The 19117-nt window shown below is 67.6% G+C and carries 18 protein-coding genes; 8 read left to right on the forward strand and 10 right to left on the reverse strand.

All coding sequences use genetic code 11. From position 1 onward, the window contains the following. Positions 1-73: 73 nt before the first annotated feature. Entirely contained in the window at positions 74-394 is a 321-nt protein-coding gene (locus tag VMD50_RS10970) for a hypothetical protein (RefSeq protein ID WP_325427673.1), read from the reverse strand. 266 nt (positions 395-660) lie between these two features. Here VMD50_RS10970 and VMD50_RS10975 point away from each other — a divergent pair, with 266 nt between their 5' ends. After that, positions 661-1290, forward strand: coding sequence for an alpha/beta fold hydrolase (locus tag VMD50_RS10975; RefSeq protein ID WP_325427700.1), 630 nt, complete (start codon positions 661-663; stop codon positions 1288-1290). Here VMD50_RS10975 and VMD50_RS10980 read toward each other — a convergent pair. After that, entirely contained in the window at positions 1280-1522 is a 243-nt protein-coding gene (locus VMD50_RS10980) for a DUF167 domain-containing protein (RefSeq protein ID WP_325427675.1), read from the reverse strand. The two genes, VMD50_RS10975 and VMD50_RS10980, sit on opposite strands and share 11 nt — an antisense overlap. A gap of 100 nt (positions 1523-1622) precedes the next feature. Here VMD50_RS10980 and VMD50_RS10985 point away from each other — a divergent pair, with 100 nt between their 5' ends. The 3 genes from VMD50_RS10985 (at position 1623) to VMD50_RS10995 (ending at position 4109) form a co-directional block, all read left to right on the forward strand. Next, a complete protein-coding gene (locus VMD50_RS10985; RefSeq protein WP_325427677.1) occupies positions 1623-2321 on the forward strand; it encodes a DUF899 domain-containing protein in 699 nt (232 codons plus the stop codon). Then, entirely contained in the window at positions 2318-2794 is a 477-nt protein-coding gene (locus tag VMD50_RS10990) for an SRPBCC family protein (RefSeq protein WP_325427679.1), read from the forward strand. Before VMD50_RS10985 ends, VMD50_RS10990 begins: the two co-directional genes overlap by 4 nt. A 226-nt stretch (positions 2795-3020) precedes the next feature. Continuing rightward, the gene (locus VMD50_RS10995; protein WP_325427681.1) at positions 3021-4109 is read left to right on the forward strand and encodes a GGDEF domain-containing protein; all 1089 of its coding nucleotides are present in this window, start codon (positions 3021-3023) and stop codon (positions 4107-4109) included. Positions 4110-4144: 35 nt separating this feature from the next. Here the strand turns inward: VMD50_RS10995 and VMD50_RS11000 are convergent, their stop codons facing one another. Next, positions 4145-5380, reverse strand: a complete 1236-nt coding sequence (locus VMD50_RS11000; RefSeq protein ID WP_325427683.1) for an osmoprotectant NAGGN system M42 family peptidase — start codon at positions 5378-5380, stop codon at positions 4145-4147. A 167-nt stretch (positions 5381-5547) separates the two neighbouring features. Between VMD50_RS11000 and VMD50_RS11005 the strand changes: the two genes are divergently transcribed. Further along, entirely contained in the window at positions 5548-6123 is a 576-nt protein-coding gene (locus VMD50_RS11005; RefSeq protein ID WP_325427685.1) for a cyclic nucleotide-binding domain-containing protein, read from the forward strand. Here the strand turns inward: VMD50_RS11005 and VMD50_RS11010 are convergent. From VMD50_RS11010 to hrpA, 3 genes are all read right to left on the reverse strand, one after another. Beyond that, on the reverse strand, positions 6120-7019 hold the full coding sequence (locus tag VMD50_RS11010; RefSeq protein WP_325427687.1) for an HpcH/HpaI aldolase/citrate lyase family protein: 900 nt from the start codon (positions 7017-7019) through the stop codon (positions 6120-6122). The two genes, VMD50_RS11005 and VMD50_RS11010, sit on opposite strands and share 4 nt — an antisense overlap. 64 nt (positions 7020-7083) lie before the next feature. Continuing rightward, positions 7084-7887 carry a PE family protein gene (locus VMD50_RS11015; RefSeq protein WP_325427689.1) on the reverse strand — a complete coding sequence of 268 codons (804 nt, stop codon included), beginning with the start codon at positions 7885-7887 and terminating at the stop codon, positions 7084-7086. A 210-nt stretch (positions 7888-8097) separates the two neighbouring features. Further along, positions 8098-12009, reverse strand: coding sequence for an ATP-dependent RNA helicase HrpA (hrpA, locus tag VMD50_RS11020; protein WP_414686044.1), 3912 nt, complete (start codon positions 12007-12009; stop codon positions 8098-8100). Positions 12010-12099: 90 nt separating this feature from the next. Between hrpA and VMD50_RS11025 the strand changes: the two genes are divergently transcribed. Beyond that, positions 12100-13341 (forward strand): esterase/lipase family protein, encoded by a 1242-nt coding sequence (locus VMD50_RS11025; protein ID WP_325427691.1) that lies wholly within the window; start codon positions 12100-12102, stop codon positions 13339-13341. Here VMD50_RS11025 and zwf read toward each other — a convergent pair. Next, on the reverse strand, positions 13338-14837 hold the full coding sequence (zwf, locus tag VMD50_RS11030; RefSeq protein ID WP_325427693.1) for a glucose-6-phosphate dehydrogenase: 1500 nt from the start codon (positions 14835-14837) through the stop codon (positions 13338-13340). The genes VMD50_RS11025 and zwf overlap by 4 nt on opposite strands. Positions 14838-14966: 129 nt before the next feature. Here zwf and VMD50_RS11035 point away from each other — a divergent pair, with 129 nt between their 5' ends. After that, a complete protein-coding gene (locus VMD50_RS11035) occupies positions 14967-15149 on the forward strand; it encodes a hypothetical protein (protein ID WP_325427695.1) in 183 nt (60 codons plus the stop codon). A 12-nt stretch (positions 15150-15161) separates the two neighbouring features. Here the strand turns inward: VMD50_RS11035 and VMD50_RS11040 are convergent, their stop codons facing one another. Both VMD50_RS11040 and VMD50_RS11045 read right to left on the reverse strand, forming a co-directional pair. Continuing rightward, positions 15162-15986, reverse strand: a complete 825-nt coding sequence (locus VMD50_RS11040) for an LLM class F420-dependent oxidoreductase (RefSeq protein WP_325427696.1) — start codon at positions 15984-15986, stop codon at positions 15162-15164. A gap of 109 nt (positions 15987-16095) precedes the next feature. Beyond that, positions 16096-17607 carry an FAD-dependent monooxygenase gene (locus VMD50_RS11045; RefSeq protein ID WP_325427698.1) on the reverse strand — a complete coding sequence of 504 codons (1512 nt, stop codon included), beginning with the start codon at positions 17605-17607 and terminating at the stop codon, positions 16096-16098. 272 nt (positions 17608-17879) lie between these two features. Here VMD50_RS11045 and VMD50_RS11050 point away from each other — a divergent pair, with 272 nt between their 5' ends. Beyond that, complete coding sequence (locus VMD50_RS11050; RefSeq protein WP_325427704.1) at positions 17880-18875, forward strand: GGDEF domain-containing protein; 996 nt, start codon at positions 17880-17882, stop codon at positions 18873-18875. A 107-nt stretch (positions 18876-18982) separates the two neighbouring features. On the opposite strand, the gene VMD50_RS11055 is transcribed toward VMD50_RS11050, so the two are convergent. Next, positions 18983-19117: hypothetical protein (locus tag VMD50_RS11055; protein WP_325427706.1), on the reverse strand; the 135-nt coding region annotated here is incomplete at its 5' end.

Below are 19117 nucleotides of genomic sequence, written 5' to 3' on the forward strand. Positions count from 1 at the left end.
TGCTGTGAGCATACTATGCGACACGAAGGAACGCCAGCGTCTACTAAACGATTCCCCGGAAGCACGTGTCGCTCTAACTCGCCGGCGGCACCAGCGGCGGGCGGCATACGTTCGCACCCGGATCCCACCACCAGCCGTTGTCGCATGCCAGCGGTTGCGGCCCCACACCCAGCGGCCGGCATACATTGGCCGTCGGGTCCCACCACTGGCCTGGGTCGCACGCCAAAGGTTGCGGCCCGACCCCGAGGGGTCGGCAGACCTTGCCCGTCGGGTCCCACCACTCGCCGTCCGCGCAGTCAGCCTTGCTCACTGCCGGCGACGCGATCATCACCGTTGCCATCGACGCCAAGGCCACCATGACGGCGGGAACAAGACGGCGAACGAACGTCCTCATTGCTGGCCTCCCCCCTACCGGCGTATACATCATCGAACCGAGCGGGGGCAGGCAGGTCAAGACCAAATCCTCTACTGCTCGGCGTGGCTACCGTGGAATCCGACTGACGAGCAGGACGTTCGACGCCGGAAAGTCAATGGCGAGTGGTTCGTTGCCCACGACCACGTGTCGGCGCCCCTTGACCCGATGACCGGCGGAGCGCTGCTGAATCTGGATCCCTGAACCGCGCCGTTCATGGGTCCATCCCGGTCAACGACGCCTCCGCGCTGACGCTGCCCGGTGTCGCGGAGATGATCAACGACATGATCGTGGCCCTCGACCTTTCCGACGTGACCCTGGTCGGCAGCGACACCGGCGGTGGGCTGTGCCAACTGGTCGTCGACGCCCACCCGGACCGGATCGGCCGCCTGCTGCTCACCAACTGCGACGCCTTCGACAAGTGCCCGCCCTTCCCGTTCGACCTCGCGTTCCGGCTGCTTCGTGGGCCCGTCACGATCAAGGCGCTGTGTCGGCAACTGCGACTGCGGACGCTGCGCCACTCCCCGCTGGGCTACGGGTTGCTCATCAACCGGCCCGATGCGGACCTCACCGCCGCATGGCTGCAGCCCTGCCTCGAGGACTCCCGCATCTGCCGCGACCTGGCGGCGTTGCTGCGCCAGGTGGCCACCTTCGATCTCACCGACGTGGCCACCCGCCTTCCCCGATTCACCAAGCCGGTCACGCTGGTATGGGGCCAACGGGACCGCTGCTTCACCCCTGCGCTAGGCCGGCGGCTGGCCGGGGTGTTCGGCAACGCTGAGCTGACCGAGGTTCCCGACGCGAAAACCTTTGTCTCCCTTGATCAGCCGGACGCGGTGATCGATGCGATTGTGGCATTGAACGCGGTCAGGGCGTAACGCCGCGGTATACCCGGAACCGCTTGAGCCGCGACGTCGTACCGGATACCAATTCGATTCGGCTCCTTGGCAATTGAAGGTGTGCCGCCAGTAACCGGGTGACTGCGTCGTTGGCCTTGCCGTCGACCGCCCGCTCCCGGACGTAGATCGTCAGCTCGCCGTCAGGGCCGACCTCGACAAGGGGTCCCTTGCGGCTGCCGGGCTTGACCTTGACGACGACGGAGTCGGTCATGCCGCGAAGGCTACCGTCATCCGGATTGCCGCACCGATGAATTTCCGGCGCGCCACGAGTCTGACCTACGACGACGAAATCGATCGCAAAGGTGGATCCCATGCCCGCGGGCAACAACGCCCTACCCCCCATCATCGACCACTCGACGTGGCGCGCCGCCCTGGACGAACTGCGCAAGCGTGAGAAGGCCGCCACCCGCGAGCTGGACGCGATAGCCGCCCAGCGCCGCCGTCTGCCGATGGTCGAATTGCCCGACTACACCCTGATCGGCGCCGACGGGCCCGTCCGCCTGGCGGACGTGTTCGACGGCCGTTCGCAGCTCATCGTCTACCACCACATGTGGTCGGACGGGGCGGAGTGGCAGTGCGGCGGCTGCACGGGCCTCACGTCCCAGTTCACTCGACTCGAGTTCCTCGACAACTACGACGCCCGGTTCGTCATCGTCACAAACGGACCGATCGAAGAAGCCCTCGCCTACAAGCGGAAGGTGGGCAACCGGATGGAGTGGTACTCGTCGTCGGAGAGCACGTTTGGCGCGGACATGGACGCACCATCCGGGGGCGGCTTCGGGGTCAATGTGTTCCTGCGCGACGGCGAAACCGTCTACCGCACGTGGCACACGAACGGGCGAGGCACCGAGCAGCTCAGCCACTCGTTCGGGCTGATCGACATCCTGCCGTGGGGCCGGCAGGAAGAATGGCTCGATTCCCCTGAAGGTTGGCCCTCGCGCCCGACATACTCGGGGTGGCTCGACTCCCCCGATATCGCCAGCGCTTACGGACCCAGGGACAACACATGACCACCGCCCCCGAGCGTTACGTCGTCACCCGCAGCATCGCCGCGGCGCCGGCGGAGATCTTCGCCGTCCTCGCCGACCCGTCCCGCCACTGCAGCACGGAACCCACCGACTGGGTGCGCGACGCGGTGGACATCGCACCGATCACCGGCGCCGCACAGATGTTCGCGGTGAACATGTTTCTCACCCAGGCCGGTGGTGACTACGTCGTACACAACCTGGTGAACGTGTTCGAGAAGGATCGCGCGATCGGCTGGATGCCGGGCGGGCTCGATGGCGCGGGCAACCACAGTCCCGGCGGTTGGTTCTGGCGCTACGACCTGGCCGCGAATGGGAACCGCACCGACGTCACCCTCACCTACGACTGGAGCGGCACGCCGCAGGATTTCCGCGACCGGGTGGGCACGATGCCCCTCTTCGGTCCGGACTACCTTGCCGAATCGCTGGCGTCGCTAGAGCGGTCCATTGTGCGCTAATCCCCGGTTGCGACATCGAACGAATACTGCGAGGCCAAATATTCGACGCCGTGTCGCGTGCGTGGTTTCGCCAGAACTGAAATTCCGAACTATTAGCCTGATCATTGTTCTGGTCGAAATAAATCGATTGTGGGAATAAGCGCGCGATCGGGTTAATTTTTGTAGATCGCGATGACCCAAATCCGGCGCCGTGCGCCGGATCGACCAGTTCCGGAAGGCAATTTCGATGCGGTGGTTGGCGGCGTGGTGGCGACAGCCCGACCACTTCGACTGGCTGACCGGCTATTTGCAAGCCCACGGGCTGAGCGCCAACACCCGCCGGGTCTTGGCAGGGTTGTCTGCGTCGCTGGCGCTGTGGCCGGTCAACGTTCTGTGGGGGCAAACACCGTTCTGCCCGCGCCTTGCGCTGACCATCTCGGTGGTGGCCGGCCTGGCAGGGCTGGGCATGGCGGTGTTGTGGTTGTCCCGATGGCCCACGCGACGTCAATCGATTGTGTACGCCATGACCGGCAGCACGAGCGTCGCCGCCGGTTGCCTCTGGCAGACCCAGCCGATCGTCGCGCTGATGGCGTGCTCGGCTCTGGCCGTTTCGGGCGGCTATGTCGCGTTTTTCCACACCGCCAGATATGTGGCTCTGAACTTCAGCCTCGCCGGCGCGGTGGGCGCCGTGGAAGTGGTGCGCCTGGTCGTCGCCGGCGACGCGATGCTGGCCTTCACCGGTTACTTCCTGGTGCTCGAACTCAACGTGATCGTGCCGTTCGCCATCTATATCGTTGTCCGGGCGCTGGGCGTGGACTTATTGCGCGCCAATCGCGACCCGCTGACCGGCCTATTGAATCGGCGAGCCTGCGACCGCGCCATAATCGGGCGGATGCTTACCGGCGGTGACCACATGTTTCTGGCCGTGGCCATGGTCGACCTCGACCGCTTCAAAGCGGTCAATGACAGCCAGGGGCATGCGGCCGGCGACAAGGCACTCGTCGCGGCGGCCCAGGCGCTCACGGCTGCCTGCCGGGACACCTCAGTCATCGGCCGTGTCGGCGGGGAGGAATTCCTGATCGCCGACGTCGTCACCGCACAACCGCCGCAAGGGTGGGGTCATAAGCTCTGCAATGCCGTTGCGTCCATCCCCGCCCCGGTGACGGCCAGCGTGGGCACCGCCACCCTGCCGTTGCGCAGCGTGGGGTGCGATGACGCCGAACGGGCGTTTCGTGAGCTCGTCGCCGACGCCGACACCGCCATGTACGAAGCCAAGAGATGCGGCGGAAACCGAGCCCGGCATCACGCATCTCGCACGGCGGCCCCGACGTCCTGACGGGTATCGATGTGTCAGGCGCGCTTGGGAACGCCTCAGGCCTGCGGGCCCTCCGACGGCGGCCAGTGCGAACCCGGCGACGCGTCGCCGGGTTCGGCGTGCTCGCCGCGGGCCAGCGGCACCCACTGCTCGGTCGGCGCGGGTTGCTCCGACGACGGGAAGTCGCGAAGATTGCCCGACGGCTTGGCGTCCCACTTGGCGAACGTCAACGGCGTCTGCAGCCAGCAGTGCAGCAGGTTGTATGCGGCCTCCAGCGACTCGATGTGGGTGCGCTCCCAGCCGTGGCTGCCATCGACCCCGAAGCCGACCAGCGCGGCCCTGGTGCCTGCGCCCGCCTCGATCGCGGCGGCGGCGTCGGAGCGGTAGTAGCGGAACACGTCTCGCACGAAGGGAATGTCGTGCTCCTCGGCGAGCCGGCACAGCTTGCGGGTCAGGTGGTAGTCGAAGGGGCCGTGCATGTCGGCCATGGGGATCGTCACGCCGTCCTCGATGGAGTGCTGGCCGGGCGCGCACACCGCGTTGTCCGCCGAGATCAGCTCCGCGACGTCCGCGGGCAGGCCGTGGCTGGCCCCGTGGCCGACCTCCTCGGTGATCGTGATCATGATCGTGGTGCGGTGCGGCAGCACCATTTTGTTCTCCGAAATGTTCTTGGCCAGTGCGAGTGCGATTGCGACACCGGCCTTTCCGTCGAGGTGGCGGGAGACGACAAAGCCGTCGGCGGTGAGTTCGGGGCTGGCGATCAGCGCTACGAAGTCACCGACGTTCAGGCCGAGGCGGGCCAGGTCCTCCCGCGAGCCCACCTTGCGGTCGACGCGGACCTCGACGTGTTTCCAGTCCGTCGGTTGGGTGTCGATCTCGTCGCCGAACGTGTGCCCACTGGCCTTGAGCGGCAAGACGGTGCCGGTGATGAACTCGTCGGGGTCGTCGCTGAAGATCCGCACGCGGGCGCCGGTGGCGAATCGCGCCGAGAAGGTGCCGACGGGGATCAGCTCCAGGCGGCCGTTGTCCTTGAGGTCGCGCACCATACAGCCGATGGTGTCCGCGTGGACCACCAGTGCCCGGTCGGTGGTCGCCGACTCCCCCGGCAGTTCGGCGGTCAGCGCCCCGCGGCGGGTCAGGGTAAACGGCACGCCAAAGTCGTCGAAGATGTCGCCGATCAGCTGCATCACCGCGTCCGTGCGCCCTGCCGGGCTTGGGGTTTGCAGCAGCGCGAGCAGCGTGTCGATCATCCACGCGCGGTCGGCCTCAGCCATGGCCGCGGTTTGGTGCACCGTGTCTCCCTTCGCGTTCGTGCGGATTCGCGTTCAACCTACCGGGTAGTGGGACCTGACCGCCCGGCAGGCGCATGCGACCGATTACCTTTTTCTTCTTCTTCATCGCTACGAATTCAAGTTAGGCTCCTCGATGTCCGGGTTACATCGCGCATGAGGAGCCCGCTATGAAAGTGGATGCGGACGGGCATGAGGAGGAAGACGTCCGGCGGCTGCGCCAGTTCGACGCCTTCGACAAGTTCTCGGATGATGAGCTGCATCGTCTCGTCGGAGCAGCCCACCGCATTTCGAGGTCCAAGCCGTGGCCGCTGATTCATGAGCAGACGCCCTCGGACGCCTGCTACATCATGCTCAGCGGGGAGGTGGGCGTGTACGTCGGCCAGGACCGCATCGCCGTGTTGGGGCCGGGCGAGGTGATCGGCGAATCCGTGCTCCGCCGCGGTCAACTCCGTTCTGCGACGGTCACGACGACCGGACCGGCCGAGGTGCTGCGGATCGAACGCGATGAGCTCGCCCGCCTGGTCCACGAGATGCCCGCGCTGCGCGAAACCATGGATGCGACCATCGCGCGACACGCACCCGTGGCCCTTGCCCAGGGGAAGCCAAAACCGGAGCGCTGCAAGGTCAATGCCTCCGTTCCGGCGGACTTGGTCGACCGGTTCGAGGAGGCCGCCATCACCGCGGGCGTGAGCGTCACCGCAGCACTTGAGGACGCGCTCACGCAGTGGATCGCCGCGCGCTAGGAAGCGGATTCCCTCTCCGAGATGAGCTCGGCAAGGGCGAGGATCCGCTGGGCGTCACGCACGTGCAAGCTCTCGATCATCCGGCCGTCAACCGTGATCACGCTGTTCCCCGCGGCCTCGGCCTCCTCGTAGGCCGAGACGATCTTGCGGGCGTCCGCCAGCTCTTCTTGCGACGGGCCGAACAGGTCGTTGGCCGGAGCGATCTGGGACGGATGAATGAGGGTCTTGCCGTCGAAGCCCATCGCGCGACCTTGCCGGGTCTCGGCGCGAAAGCCGTCTTCGTCCGCGATGTCGTTGAAAACGCCATCCAGGACGGCCTTTCCGGCCGCCCTCGCGCCCAACACGGCCAACGACAACGCCGTCAGCACCGGCGCGCGTCCGGGTACGTGCAGTCCGTGTAGATCGTTCACGAGATCGTTGGTGCCCACCACCAATGCGGCCAAGCGACCGCTGGCCGAGGCGACCTCCTCCGCTCTCAGGAAGGCTCGAGGCGTCTCGATCATCACCCACAGCCGCATCGCCGCGGGCGCGCCGAGCTCGTCGAGCGCCGCGGCCAGCGCTTGGACCTGTTCGGCCCTCTCGACCTTCGGCACGAGCACCCCGTCGGCGGGCGAAGCGGCCACCGCGGCCAAATCGTCGTCGTGCCAGTCGGTGTCCAGGCCGTTGACCCGCACCACGATCTCGCGGGGCCGGTAGCTCTTCGAGGAGATCCCGTCGCACACCTTCGCCCGTGAATCGGCTTTGGCGTCGGGTCCCACGGCGTCTTCGAGGTCGAAGATCAGCACGTCTGCCGGCAGCGTTTTGCCCTTCTCCAGCGCCCGGGAGTTGTTGCCGGGCAAGTAAAGGGCAGATCTGCGGGGGCGCAGGGTCGCCGGATCGCGGTGTTCAACGTCCACGGGGCAAGGGTAGGCGGTGCGGAGCGGCGCCGCCGTGCCGGAATGTCAGCAGGTGGGTACCCGACTAGAAAATCACCGGCGGCAGGTTCCCGAACTGCGGGATGATGCCGTACTGGCTCCCTTGGAAGAAGAACTCCAAACCGAAGGTGGTGAAAGACCCCCCGGTGATTTGGCCCATCGCGTTCCCGGTCACGGAAATTGCCTGGTAGCCAACAGGAGTGAGCCCACCCAGGGATGCCCCGAAGCCACCGGGGCCGATGTACTCGTTCCCGGTCGCCGACAACCACGCCAGGGGGCCGAGCGGGGTGTTGACGGTCCCGGTTCCATTCACGTTCAACCCGATGCCCGAGCCGCCCGGCTCCAGGAAGGGGACTCCATTCAGCGACAACGACCCCAGCTGCCCCAACGGAGTGTTCAGGGTCGCGAGTTCACTCACGCCGTCCGGGGTCGCGCTTATCGCGAACTGGACGGGACCAAAGTTCTGGTTGATCGTTTGCGCCGCGTTGGCCGCGGCCGCGCCCGCCTGGCCGGGACCCAGCAGAGCCTCCGCGGGCGTATTCAATGCGTTCACCAATGTTTGCCTGGCGTTAGCGACTTCGGTGCTCACATATTGCGCGGCGCCGCCGCTCAACAAGTTCACAAACTCGTCGTGAAAGGCCGCCGCCTTGGCGCTGAGGGCCTGAAATTCCTGGCCATGCGTACCAAGAAGTGCGGTGACGGCCGCCGATACCTCGTCGCCGGCCGGCGCCGCTATCGCGGTCGTCTGCCCAGCCGCCACGGTGGTCGCGCTGCGCAGCGCAGAGCCCAAGTTCGCCAAGTTTCCACTGGCCGCCGACACGACGTCCGGCGCGATGCTCAACAATGACATATTTCCGCCCTCCATCGAATAGCCCGTAAAGCAAACGCCGAGACATTTGGCGATCGCCGAATCGTAACAGTCGGCGACGGGTTGTGCGCCAAATCGAACGTAATCTTTGACCGACTTCCCCGGTATTGCGCAGCGCGGTCTCGGGGTCACAAATCTGAAGTATTTCAATACTTTGCTGACGATTTTCTAGACCGGGTTTCTCGGAACCGATCACCGCCGGTCGTGAATGGCCCCGATGGCACGATAGATGCGCTGCTCGCTGACCGGCCGCGGGGTGCCGAGCTGCTGGGCCCACAGGCTCACCCGCAACTCCTCGATCTGTCGGGCGATGTCGCGGACGTCGGCGGACGTCACCCGCGCGGGCGGCAGCACCCGGACGAGTTCGTCGTATGCGTCCTGCGCGGCGCGCATGCGCTGCATCCGCTCGCGGTCGGCGTCGATCCCGTGGGGCAACCGGTCGAGGCGCCGGCGAATCGCGGTCAGGTAGCGCGCGAGGTCGGCGAGATGCGCGCGCCCGGTGATGGTGACGAACCCGGGCGGCAACAGCCGGTCCAGCTGGCCGCGGACGTCGGCGATCGCGTCGGCCTGCGCCGGCGGTGGCTGGTCGGGGAGCGCGAGTCGCGCCTCCTGCGCGGCCGACAACACCTTCTCGACGCGGGCCACAATGTCGACCGTCGTCGGCAGCAGAGCCTCCCCTACCCGATCGCGCAGCGCGGCGAACTCGTCGCGCGTCCACGTCGGCCGGGGCGCCAGCGCGTCGGTCGCGGCGTCGGCGCAGTCGTCGAGCAACGCCGACAGGGAGCCGTCCGGGTTCGCGCCGAGCGCGAGGCGCGCCCGCGGATCCAGTTGCCGCTCCACAGGTTTGACGGGCGACGCCACGCTCAGCCGGATCAGCCGCCGCGTGCCCGCCCCCATCGCATCGTCCTGCTCCGCCGGCTTCGCGAACACGCGCAGGTCCACCCCGTCGCCCGCGTCGACGAAAGCGGGAAAGCCGCGCACGGTGCGTCCGTCGACTGTGCGCTCGACGGTACGCGGCAGTTCGTCCAGATCGCCGGGCCAGGCGCGCAGTCCCTTTCGTTCCAGCTCGCCGGCGACCGCGCGCACGACGGCGCGCCGGGCCGGTCCCGCGAGCCGCTCCTGCAGGGCCTGCAGGTCCTTGCCGCGGGCGACCTCGAGGCCATCGGCGGATTCCACGGCAAACGTCACCCGCAGGTGCGTTGGCAGCTTGTCCAGCTCGAAGGCGTCGATGGGCACCAAAACGCCGCTGCGACGGCGCAATTCGCGCTGCAGCGCCGGCAACAGCGGCTCCCCGGTTGGGTCGATCCCGGTCAGCACCGCGTGGGCGGCGTCGGGGGCGGGAACGAAGTTGCGCCGCAGGTCTTTTGGCAGTGAGCGAATGAGCGCGGTGACCAGCTCCTCGCGCAGCGCCGGCACCTGCCAGGCGAACTCGTCGCCCCCCAGCCGCGCGAGCACTTCGATCGGCACGTGCACCGTGACGCCGTCGTCGGCGGCGCCGGGCTCAAACCGGTAGGTCAGGGGCAACGCGACATCCCCCGACCGCCAGCTGTCCGGCCGATCGGCATCGGCGGTCTCCTCGGTGCGCAGCAAGTCGTCGCGCGTGAACGTCAGCAGGCCAGGTGTCTTGTGCCGCTGCTTTTTCCACCACGCGTCGAAGTGCCGCGCCGAGACAACCTCGGCGGGGATGCGCGCGTCGTAGAGCGCGTACACCTCGTCGTCACCGACGAGCAGGTCGCGGCGGCGGGCCCGCTCCTCCAGCTCCTCGAGCTCGGCCCGCAGCCGCGCGTTGTCGCGGAAGAAGTGATGGCGCGTCCGCCAGTCACCCTCGACGAGCGCGTGCCGGATGAACAGGTCCCGCGCCAACGCCGGCTCGACGCGGGCGTACCCGACGCGCCGGCGCGCCACCAGCGGCAGGCCGTACAGCGTCACCCGCTCGTAGGCCATCACCTCGCCGCGCTGGGCATCCCAGTGCGGCTCGCTGTAGCTGCGATCCACCAGCTCCCCCGCGACCCGCTCGACGACCTCGGGCCGGATGCGCGCGGCGGTCCGCCCGTAGAGGCGGCTGGTCTCGACGAGCTCGGCCACGACCACCCAGCGCGGGGGCCGCTTGGTCAGCACCGAGCCGGGCGCGAGGACGAACCGCGAATTGCGCGCGCCCAGGTACTCGCGCCCGTCCTCGCGCCGCATGCCGACGTGCGACAGCAGCCCGGCGAGCAGCGCCGCGTGCACGCCGGCCGGGTCGGCCGGTACTTGCGCATCAGAGGACTCGTTGATGCCCAGGTCGCGGGCGATGCTGCGCAGCTGCCCGACGAGGTCCTGCCACTCGCGGATGCGCAGGTAGTGCAGGAACTCGTTTCGGCACATGCGCCGGAAAGCGTTGCGCGACAACATCTCTCGCTGCTCCCGCAGGTAGCGCCAGAGGTTGAGGTAGGACACGAAGTCGGAGGCGTCGTCGGCGAAGCGGGCATGCTTCTGACGAGCCGCCTCCTCCCGGTCGGTGGGCCGCTCCCGCGGGTCGGGGATCGTCAGCGCCGCAGCCAGCACCAGCATCTCCCGCACGCAGCCCTCGGTCTGGGCCTGCAGGATCATCCGGCCCAGCCGCGGGTCGACGGGCAGCCGCGCCAGGCGACGGCCGAGGTCGGTGATCGCGCCGCGCTGATCGAACGCGCCGAGCTCCTGCAACAGCTGCACGCCGTCGCGGACGCTGCGCCGGTCCGGCGGGTCGAGGAACGGAAAGTCCTCCACATAGCCAGGGGGGTCGCCGAGCTGCAGCGCCGCCATCTGCAGGATCACCGCGGCGAGGTTGGTCCGCAGGATCTCGGGGTCGGTGTAGCGCGGGCGCGCGGCGAAGTCCTCCTCGGAGTACAGGCGGATGCACACGCCGGGGGCGGTCCGGCCGGAGCGGCCGGCCCGCTGCGCGGCCGAGGCCTGTGAGACCGGCTCGATGGGCAATCGCTGCACCTTCAACCGGCGGCTGTACCGCGAAATGCGGGCGTTGCCCGGGTCGACGACGTAGCGGACCCCGGGCACGGTCAGCGACGTCTCGGCGACGTTGGTCGCCAGCACGACGCGGCGCCCGGTGTGCGGTGCGAACACCTTCTGCTGCTCGGCGGTGGGCAGCCGGGCGTACAGCGGAAGCACCTCCGTATGCCGTAAACCACCCAAAGCCTCTGCGGTGTCGCGGATCTCGCGTTCGCCGGACAGGAACACCAGCACATCCCCCGGCGGTTCGGCCTCGAGTTCACCGATCGCATCGACGATCGCCTCGATCTCGTCACGGATCTCGGTGCGGACGATCTCGTGGTCGGGGTCGTCGGGATCGTCCCCAAAGTCCGATGACACCGGGACTTCCAGCGGCCGGTACCGGATCTCTACGGGATACATCCGGCCGGACACCTCGACGATCGGGGCGCCGCCGAAGTGGTCCGCGAAGCGTTGCGGCTCGATCGTCGCCGACGTGACGATCACCTTCAGATCGGGGCGGCGTGGCAGCAGCTCGCGCAGGTAACCCAGCAGGAAGTCGATGTTCAGGCTGCGCTCGTGGGCCTCGTCGAGGATCAGGGTGTCGTAGCGCAGCAGGCGGCGGTCGCGCTGGATCTCGGCGAGCAGGATGCCGTCGGTCATCAGCTTGATCAGGGTGCGGTCGCTGACCTGGTCGGTGAACCGGACGGTGTAGCCGACCACGTCGCCGAGCGGGGTCTGCAGTTCGTCGGCGATGCGTTGGGCGACGGTGCGGGCGGCCAGCCGCCGGGGCTGGGTGTGCCCGATGGTTCCGCGGACGCCGCGGCCGGCGTCGAGGCAGATCTTGGGCAGCTGGGTGGTCTTCCCCGACCCGGTTTCTCCCGCGACCACGACCACCTGGTGCGCGCGAATCGCCTCGGCGATATCGTGCCGGCGCTCGCTGACCGGCAGGTCGGGGTAGGTGATCGCCGGGACGGCGGCCTGCCGGGCGGCGACGAGGGCCTCCGCCGTGGCGATCTGGTCGGCGAGTTGCCGCAGCTTTTGCGGCTCGGCGCCGCGGAGGTTCTTCAGGCGCCGCCCGAGGCGCGCCGCGTCCCGGGTGGTCAGGCCGTCGAGGCGGTGGCGCAAATCTCCGACGGTCACTCCGGCCAGGATAGGTCAGTGATTTCGTTCGCCGCGGGCTAAGGCCGGCGCGGAATGGGAACCTTGAGTGGGAGCAGGAAGGAGGAGCTCATGCAGCGACAGGAAATCCGATCACTCGCCGACCTCGCCGGTGAAGGCACCCGCGTGCTCACCAGCCTGGTGCGGGACACGCACAGCGGCATCGCGCGGCGCGTCTTCGACTCGATCGGTCCGGTGTCGAAGCCCGTGCAGCTCGTCCACAACACGACGGCCGCGGCGGCCTACTACGCCGTCGACCGCGCCATTCGGGCCGCGCTGCGTGGCGCCGGTGAACTGGCCGCCGAGGCGCGCGGCAGCGACGACGACGAAACCGTCGAAGCAGACCCCAGGGTCGCCGGTTTCATCGCCGCGCTCAACGGAATCTACGGCGACGAGCTGACCAACCGCGGAAACGGCTTCGCGCTCACCATGCAGATACGCCGGCGCGGCAAGCCCGTCGCGATGAACGCCCCGGACATCGCGGCGGCGTTCCCGCAACCCACCGGCCGGATCGCGGTGTTCGTCCACGGCTGGTGCATGACCGAAAGGTCGTGGTGGCGGCGGCCACGCGACGGCGAGGAGGTGACCCCGTACGGCGCCGGGCTGCGCAACGACCTGGGCTTCACCCCGGTTTACCTGCGCTACAACACAGGCCTGCACATCTCCGACAACGGCAAATCCCTGGCCGCCCTGATCGACCGGCTGGGCACGCTGTGGCCGGTCCCGGTCGAGGAGATCGCGCTGGTCGGTCACTCGATGGGCGGCCTGGTTGCGCGCAGCGCGTGCCACTACGGGACCCACCACCGGCACGACTGGCCCGACTCGGTTCGCCACGTCGTCTGCCTCGGTTCGCCGCACCTGGGCGCCGACCTGGAGAAGGGCGTCAACGCCGCCTCCTGGGCGCTGGCCCGGTTGCCCGAAACCGAAGGCCTGGCCTCGTTCCTCAACGCCCGCAGTTCGGGCACGAAGGATTTGCGCTACGGCGCCTTGCTCGACGAGGACTGGAGCGACTGCGACCCCGACGAGTTCCTGCGCGACCGCTGCAATGAGGTCCCGTTCCTGCCCGGCGCCGCCCACCACTTCGTGGCCACCACCGCCGGCCCGCGGGCGGTCGGGGTCGTTTTCGGCGACCGCTTGGTGCGCCCCCACAGCGCGTCCGGGAACGGCAGGACCCGCCAGATTCCGTTCGACCCGGACCACGGGCTGACGCTGACCGGGCTGCACCACTTCGACCTGCTCAACCACGCCGAGATCTACGCGAAGCTGCGCGAGTGGCTGGGTCAGCCGCCCGGGCGTACGGAATCCACCGGCTAGCCTTTAGCTTCCCGCCACTCCCGCTCGAACGGCAACCGCCAGGCGTTGGGCGCGATCAACTGGTGAATGGCGTTGGGTCCCCACGTGCCGGGCTGATACATCTTGGCCGCGGGCGGATCGTTGAGCAGATCCTCCGAACGCTCCCACAATGATTCGATGCCCTCCGCGGTGTTGAACAGCGTGTGATCGCCACGCATCGCGTCGAGGATGAGCCGCTCATAGGCCTCCAGCACATCGACGACGGTGTCGATCTCCTGCGAGGAGAACTGCATGGACAACTTGTCCAGCTTCATGCCTGGGCCCGGCCGCTTGCCGTAGAAGGACAGCGACACCTTCGAGTTGTCGGCGAGGTCGAACGTGAGGTGATCGGGGCCTTGGGTCCCCACCCCCGACCCGGGCGGAAACATCGTTCGCGGAGCCTCCTTGAAGGCGATCGAGATGATGCGGATGCCCTCGGCCATCTTCTTGCCGGTGCGCAGATAGATCGGCACGCCCGCCCAGCGCCAGTTGTCGATGCCCACCTTGAGCGCGATGAACGTCTCTGTGTCGGAATCCTTCGCCACCCCGTCCTCGTCGCGGTAGCCGTTGTACTGGCCGCGCACCACATCCGAGGGTTTGATGGGCAGCATCGACCGGAACACCTTGTTCTTTTCCTCGCTGATGGCGAATGGCTCGAGCGCGGTCGGCGGCTCCATCACCACGAACGCCATCACCTGGAACAGGTGCGTGACCACCATGTCTTTGTAGGCGCCGGTTTCTTCGTAGAAGTTCGCCCGCTGATCCAGACCCAGGGCCTCGGGAATGTCGATCTGGATGTGGTCGATGAAGTTGCGGTTCCAGATCGGCTCGAACAGCCCGTTGGCGAAACGGAACGCCAGGATGTTCTGGGCGGCCTCTTTCCCCAGGAAGTGGTCGATGCGGAAAATCTGGGATTCGTCGAATGTTTCGTGCACGAAGTCGTTGAGCGCGACCGCGCTGGCCAGATCGGTGCCGAACGGCTTTTCCATCACAACCCGCGAGCGCTCGACGAGCTTGGCGTCGCGCAGCATGGTGATGACGGAGCGCGCCGCTTTCGGAGGGACCGAAAGATAGTGCAATCGCTGCACGTTTCGGTCCAGGTTGTTCTCGGCTTCGGCGACCGCGGCGGCCAGCGCTTCGGGTCCGGCACCCTGCGGGACGTAAGTGATGATTTTCGCGAAGTTGTCCCACTGTTCGGGCGTGAGCTTGTGCGTCCCGAACGAGTCGATCGCGTTCTTGGCGATTTCACGGAACTCGTCGTCGCTGAGGTCCTCGAGGGACGTCGCGACGATTTGGATATCGGGGGCAAGCTCGGACTGGTCCAGGTAGGCCAGGCCGGGGATCAGCTTGCGTTTGGCCAGATCGCCCGTCGCGCCGAACAGGACGATGACGTGCGGGTCCAGCGGTTGGCTGTCGTGGCGGCGCGGGCGTTTCTCTGGCGCCGGGTAAGAGATCGTTTGCGGTTTTTTGGTAGCCACCCTTGCGATACTTCCATCGTCGCGGCGTGTGCGCAGCCCTGTGCCGCATCGGTCCCCCGGGATGCGGTTACGAATCGCGCGCCGGGGTATGGAATAGCGACGGGTACCGTGGCCCGACCGTGAACGTCAATGGAAAGCGATATGACGAACCCCGACAGAGACCCAGTGAGTCACGCTCAGCAGCTGGAGGACATCGTCGACCAGCTCGACGAGAAGGTCGCCAATGAGCGGGAAGCCGAAGACGTTCCAGGCAAGCCCAGCGAGCGGGAACACGCCGCCACCCGCGGCTCGAAGGAGGAGCCGCCAGACTAGCGGCCCGTCGGCTTATCGGTCGCGCCAGGCGAGCATGGTCTCCAGCTCGGAGAAGTCGTAGCCGTTGCTGTCCGGGTGAATCTCGGTGGTGAACAGCGTGACACCCGCGTCGACGAAGGCGTCGGCGGTCTTCGCGTCGGTCCACGCCATGCCCCGTTCGATGGCGGCCTCGTCGCGTCCGGCCTCGCAGGCCAGCCGCGTGAGGAGTTCGTTCTTGCGACGGAACTCCTCGATGGGTTCGAAGCTGTGCCAGATGTCGGCGTGACGCGCCGCGGTGGGAATGGTCCGCCGCTCCCCACCGCCGCCGATGAGGATCGGGATGTGTCGCACCGGACCCGGTGTCAGATGGGCGAGCCGGTGTTCGATGCGCGCCAGGCCTTCGTCGAATCGGTCCATCCTCGATCGCACGCTGCCGTAGTCGTAGCCGTAGACGGTGAAGTCCTTCCAATACCAGCCCGCCCCCAGCCCGAGGATCAGCCGGCCCCCGCTGATGTGGTCGACCGTGCGCGCCATGTCCGCGACGAGGTCGGGGTTGCGGTACGGCATGCCGGTGACGAGCAAACCGATTTCGGCTCGCGTGGTGATCTCGGCCCATGACGCCAGGGCCGTCCAGCCTTCGAAGTTGTTGACTTCCGGCTGTTCATCGTGCAGCTGCGGAACACCGTCGACGATGTCGACGAAGGGCTTGTGAAAATGGTCGTAGCCGAAGATGGCGTCGGCGCCCAGTTCTTCGGCGTGCAGCACCGCCTGCCGCCACGTGCGGTAGTCCGGCGTCCCCCCGGGCCACAGCTGAACGCCGATCCGCACGTGTTTGGACCCGCTGGCTGAGTCGGTCATCTCCGCCTCTCATCGTGGTGTGGAGGCCAATCTTGGCGCTCCGGGTGGGCACGTGCACTAGAACTGAGCGAACGTGCGGTTCCTTCCCGGCGGGCCCCGACGGAGTCTGTCAGGCCGGGCCCGGCGCATTCGGGCGGCGTTGATCGTTTCCGAACCACCTGGTGAGGGCGTCGCCGAGTCCGACGTGGGCTGGCTCCGCCACCCAGGCGACGTGTCCGTCGGGCCGGATCAACACTGCGGTTGGCGCGGCAACGGACCCAAGCGCCGGGAGTTCCCACGCCCCAACATATTTCGCGTCGACCAACCTGATCCGGTCGGCCCAGGCGGCGACGTCGAAATCACCGAGCGTGCCGAGGTTGAGCAGCACCGGCCGGCCCTCGCGCAGCAGGCTGAATACGCTCGCCGGGCCGTCGGCGGTGACCACCTCGAGATCGGGCATGCGGCGCCCGAGCAGCGGGTGTCCCTCGCCGAGGTCGTAACGGATGTCCAGGCCCGACATCATCGCGCCGAACCGCTTCCGCGGCTCGTCCATGCCGAGGAGCTCGGACATGCTGTCGCGCAACGCTTTCAGGTGGTCGTCCGGACGGAGCAGCGCCATCTGCGCCATCGCGTTGCACAGCACGCGCGCGCCGACCGGGTGGCGTTCGGCGTGATAGGTATCGAGCAGCCCGTCGGGCGATATCCCCTTGACCACCTGGGCCAGCTTCCACCCCAGATTCACCGCATCCTGCACACCGGTGTTGAGGCCCTGTCCGCCGATCGGGTGATGCACGTGTGCGGCGTCGCCGGCCAGCAGGACCCGCCCATTGCGATAGGTCGCGGCCTGTCGCGCCATGTCGGTGAACCGCGAAAGCCAAGCGGAACTGTGTATCCCGTAATCGGTCCCGTATACGGCGCTGAGCGCCTCGCTCAGATCGCGCAAGGTGGGCTCGTCGGTCCGCCCGACCTGCCTCTCGGTCACCATGACCCGCACCGGCCCGCCATCCTGCGGCATGCTGAGCGCATGGACGCCAACGGCGTCGTGGCGGATGCCCCATTCCGGCTCGCTGTCGGACGCCATTTCGACCTCGGCGAGCAGGTAGCTCGTTGTCGGATCCCATCCCGGGAAGTCGATGCCTGCGGCCTTGCGGACCGCGCTGCGTCCCCCGTCGCACCCGACGGCATACCTGGCGCGCAGGAACTGGCCGTCGGACAGCGCCACGTCGACCCCGGTGTCGTCTTGGGCGACGCTCGTCACCTCGCGTCCGCGATAGATCGGCACCGCCAGCTCGCCGACCCAGCCGGCCAGGATCCGCTCGATGTGGATCTGCCACAGCGCAAGCCCGTAGGGGTGCCGGGTGGGAAAGTCGCTGATATCCAACCGAATCTGGGCAAACCCCGCGACCTGCGCCACCTGACCCGCCGCGAGGAACCGGTCAGCGATTCCGCGCTGATCGAGGACCTCGATGGTGCGCGCATGCAATCCGCCCGCCCGCGCGCTGACCAGCTCCTGGCTGGCGCGCCGCTCGACAATGGCGACGTCGGTCCCCGCCAGCGCCAGCTCGCCGGCCAGCATCAACCCGGTCGGGCCTCCCCCGGCGATCACCACCGCATGGCTCCCCGCCGACGACAACGCACTCATCTCGCAACCCCCGATTCACTCCATTTCGGTTTCGACCTGCGATTTTGAGGCATGACCCGGGTCTTGCCGCAAGCCCCCGGGTGCGTAATATGTTGAAGCGGGACGGATTAAATGCCGTCCCTTTTCTTCTGCGGACATCGCTCGACCCATCCATTACGGTTCACATAGTTGCGGGCGCGTTGCGTCTGCATAACCGCATCTGACCAGAGAGTGACGGGATGGGTCTTCGCCGCGCAGGCCCCTTCGGCCGTAGGGCCACTCGCCGACAACAATTGCGGCTGCGCGCCGATTCGGGAAGCGGCTTTTATGCCGCACACCAGGTCCGGCTGCTACGGATCTACCTGGGCACCACCACATTCCTCTACAGCTACGGCGTGGTGTTCACCGTGTTGCCGATCCGCCACGGGCTGGCCAAGGGGAATCCGGCCGGAGGCATTGTGGCGATCGGGCTCGGGTTGGCGGCGCTGGCCTGGCTGGCCGCCCGCCCCGACAAACCCGCGCCGGCGACGGCCGCGGCGATGGTGGCCACACCCGTCGTGATGGCCTTCCACGTCGCGATCAGCGCCGAGTTCGCCTGCCTGATCGCGCCGATGTTCCTGGCGATGTATCTGCGCGCGTTCTACTCGCCGCGCCGCGGCGTGCTCCTGGTCGGCGCGCTCACGTTGGCGTCGGTCGCTGCCCTGGCGGTCTCACACACGGCCAGGCTGTACGTCGACTACCTCATCTTCGTGATCGCGATCGTCGGGGCCGCCGAGTCCTTCGGCTTAGTGACGCGCAGCCTTGTCGCCGCGGCCTGCACCGATCCGCTCACGGGCCTGCTCAATCGGGCCGGCTGGGAGATCGCCACCGCCGACCTGCTGGCGCGATCGCGTTCGACGGCGAGCACCGTCACCGTCGTCGCCCTCGACATCGATAACTTCAAACGCATCAACGACAACGACGGACACGTCGCCGGGGACGAGCACCTGGTGAATCGCGCGAGTGTGTGGCGAAAAGTGGCCCCGGCCAATGCCGTTCTGGCCAGGCTCGGCGGCGACGAATTCGCCGTGTGCATCGCGGAGCGCGCGGGCCGGACGCCGACAGCGGCCGAGCGGTTCGTCGCCGGGGTGCGGCTGCATACGCCGGGCACGAGCGTCGGCGCGGCCTCGGCCTCGGGCGAGTGCGCAGACATCGCCGCGCTGTACGAGGTCGTCGACGACGATCTCTACGCCGCCAAGCAGAAGAAATCTCCGGAGGCCCGGGGCCCCGATCTGCGCCACGCACTCTAGACCGACAGGTCGGCGTGGTTATCAAGGTTCGATGGCAGCGGGTAGCGTAAACGAAATTCGCTGTGCCCCAACGTGTTTTGAGCTTCGAGGCGATGCTGCTCATCAACCTAATTGGTGGGTGGTGGTTGGGGTTGGAAGGGTTCGTACCACCACCAGTCGGCGCGTTCGCCGGTGGGCCCGGGGCAGGGCGGGACCGCGGTAGGTCCGACCGGTGCGGGAGTTGAGAGCCTTGATGTATCCTT

The sequence above is a fragment of the Mycobacterium sp. genome (genome assembly GCF_035506235.1).
Taxonomy (GTDB): Bacteria; Actinomycetota; Actinomycetes; order Mycobacteriales; family Mycobacteriaceae; genus Mycobacterium.

Coding starts and splice junctions, on each gene's coding strand:
- VMD50_RS10970 (WP_325427673.1), bottom strand. CDS start 394: ATGAGGACGTTCGTTCGCCGTCTTGTTCCCGCCGTCATGGTGGCCTTG.
- VMD50_RS10980 (WP_325427675.1), bottom strand. CDS start 1,522: ATGACCGACTCCGTCGTCGTCAAGGTCAAGCCCGGCAGCCGCAAGGGA.
- VMD50_RS10985 (WP_325427677.1), top strand. CDS start 1,623: ATGCCCGCGGGCAACAACGCCCTACCCCCCATCATCGACCACTCGACG.
- VMD50_RS10990 (WP_325427679.1), top strand. CDS start 2,318: ATGACCACCGCCCCCGAGCGTTACGTCGTCACCCGCAGCATCGCCGCG.
- VMD50_RS10995 (WP_325427681.1), top strand. CDS start 3,021: ATGCGGTGGTTGGCGGCGTGGTGGCGACAGCCCGACCACTTCGACTGG.
- VMD50_RS11005 (WP_325427685.1), top strand. CDS start 5,548: ATGAAAGTGGATGCGGACGGGCATGAGGAGGAAGACGTCCGGCGGCTG.
- VMD50_RS11015 (WP_325427689.1), bottom strand. CDS start 7,887: ATGTCATTGTTGAGCATCGCGCCGGACGTCGTGTCGGCGGCCAGTGGA.
- VMD50_RS11025 (WP_325427691.1), top strand. CDS start 12,100: ATGCAGCGACAGGAAATCCGATCACTCGCCGACCTCGCCGGTGAAGGC.
- VMD50_RS11035 (WP_325427695.1), top strand. CDS start 14,967: ATGGAAAGCGATATGACGAACCCCGACAGAGACCCAGTGAGTCACGCT.
- VMD50_RS11040 (WP_325427696.1), bottom strand. CDS start 15,986: ATGACCGACTCAGCCAGCGGGTCCAAACACGTGCGGATCGGCGTTCAG.
- VMD50_RS11045 (WP_325427698.1), bottom strand. CDS start 17,607: ATGAGTGCGTTGTCGTCGGCGGGGAGCCATGCGGTGGTGATCGCCGGG.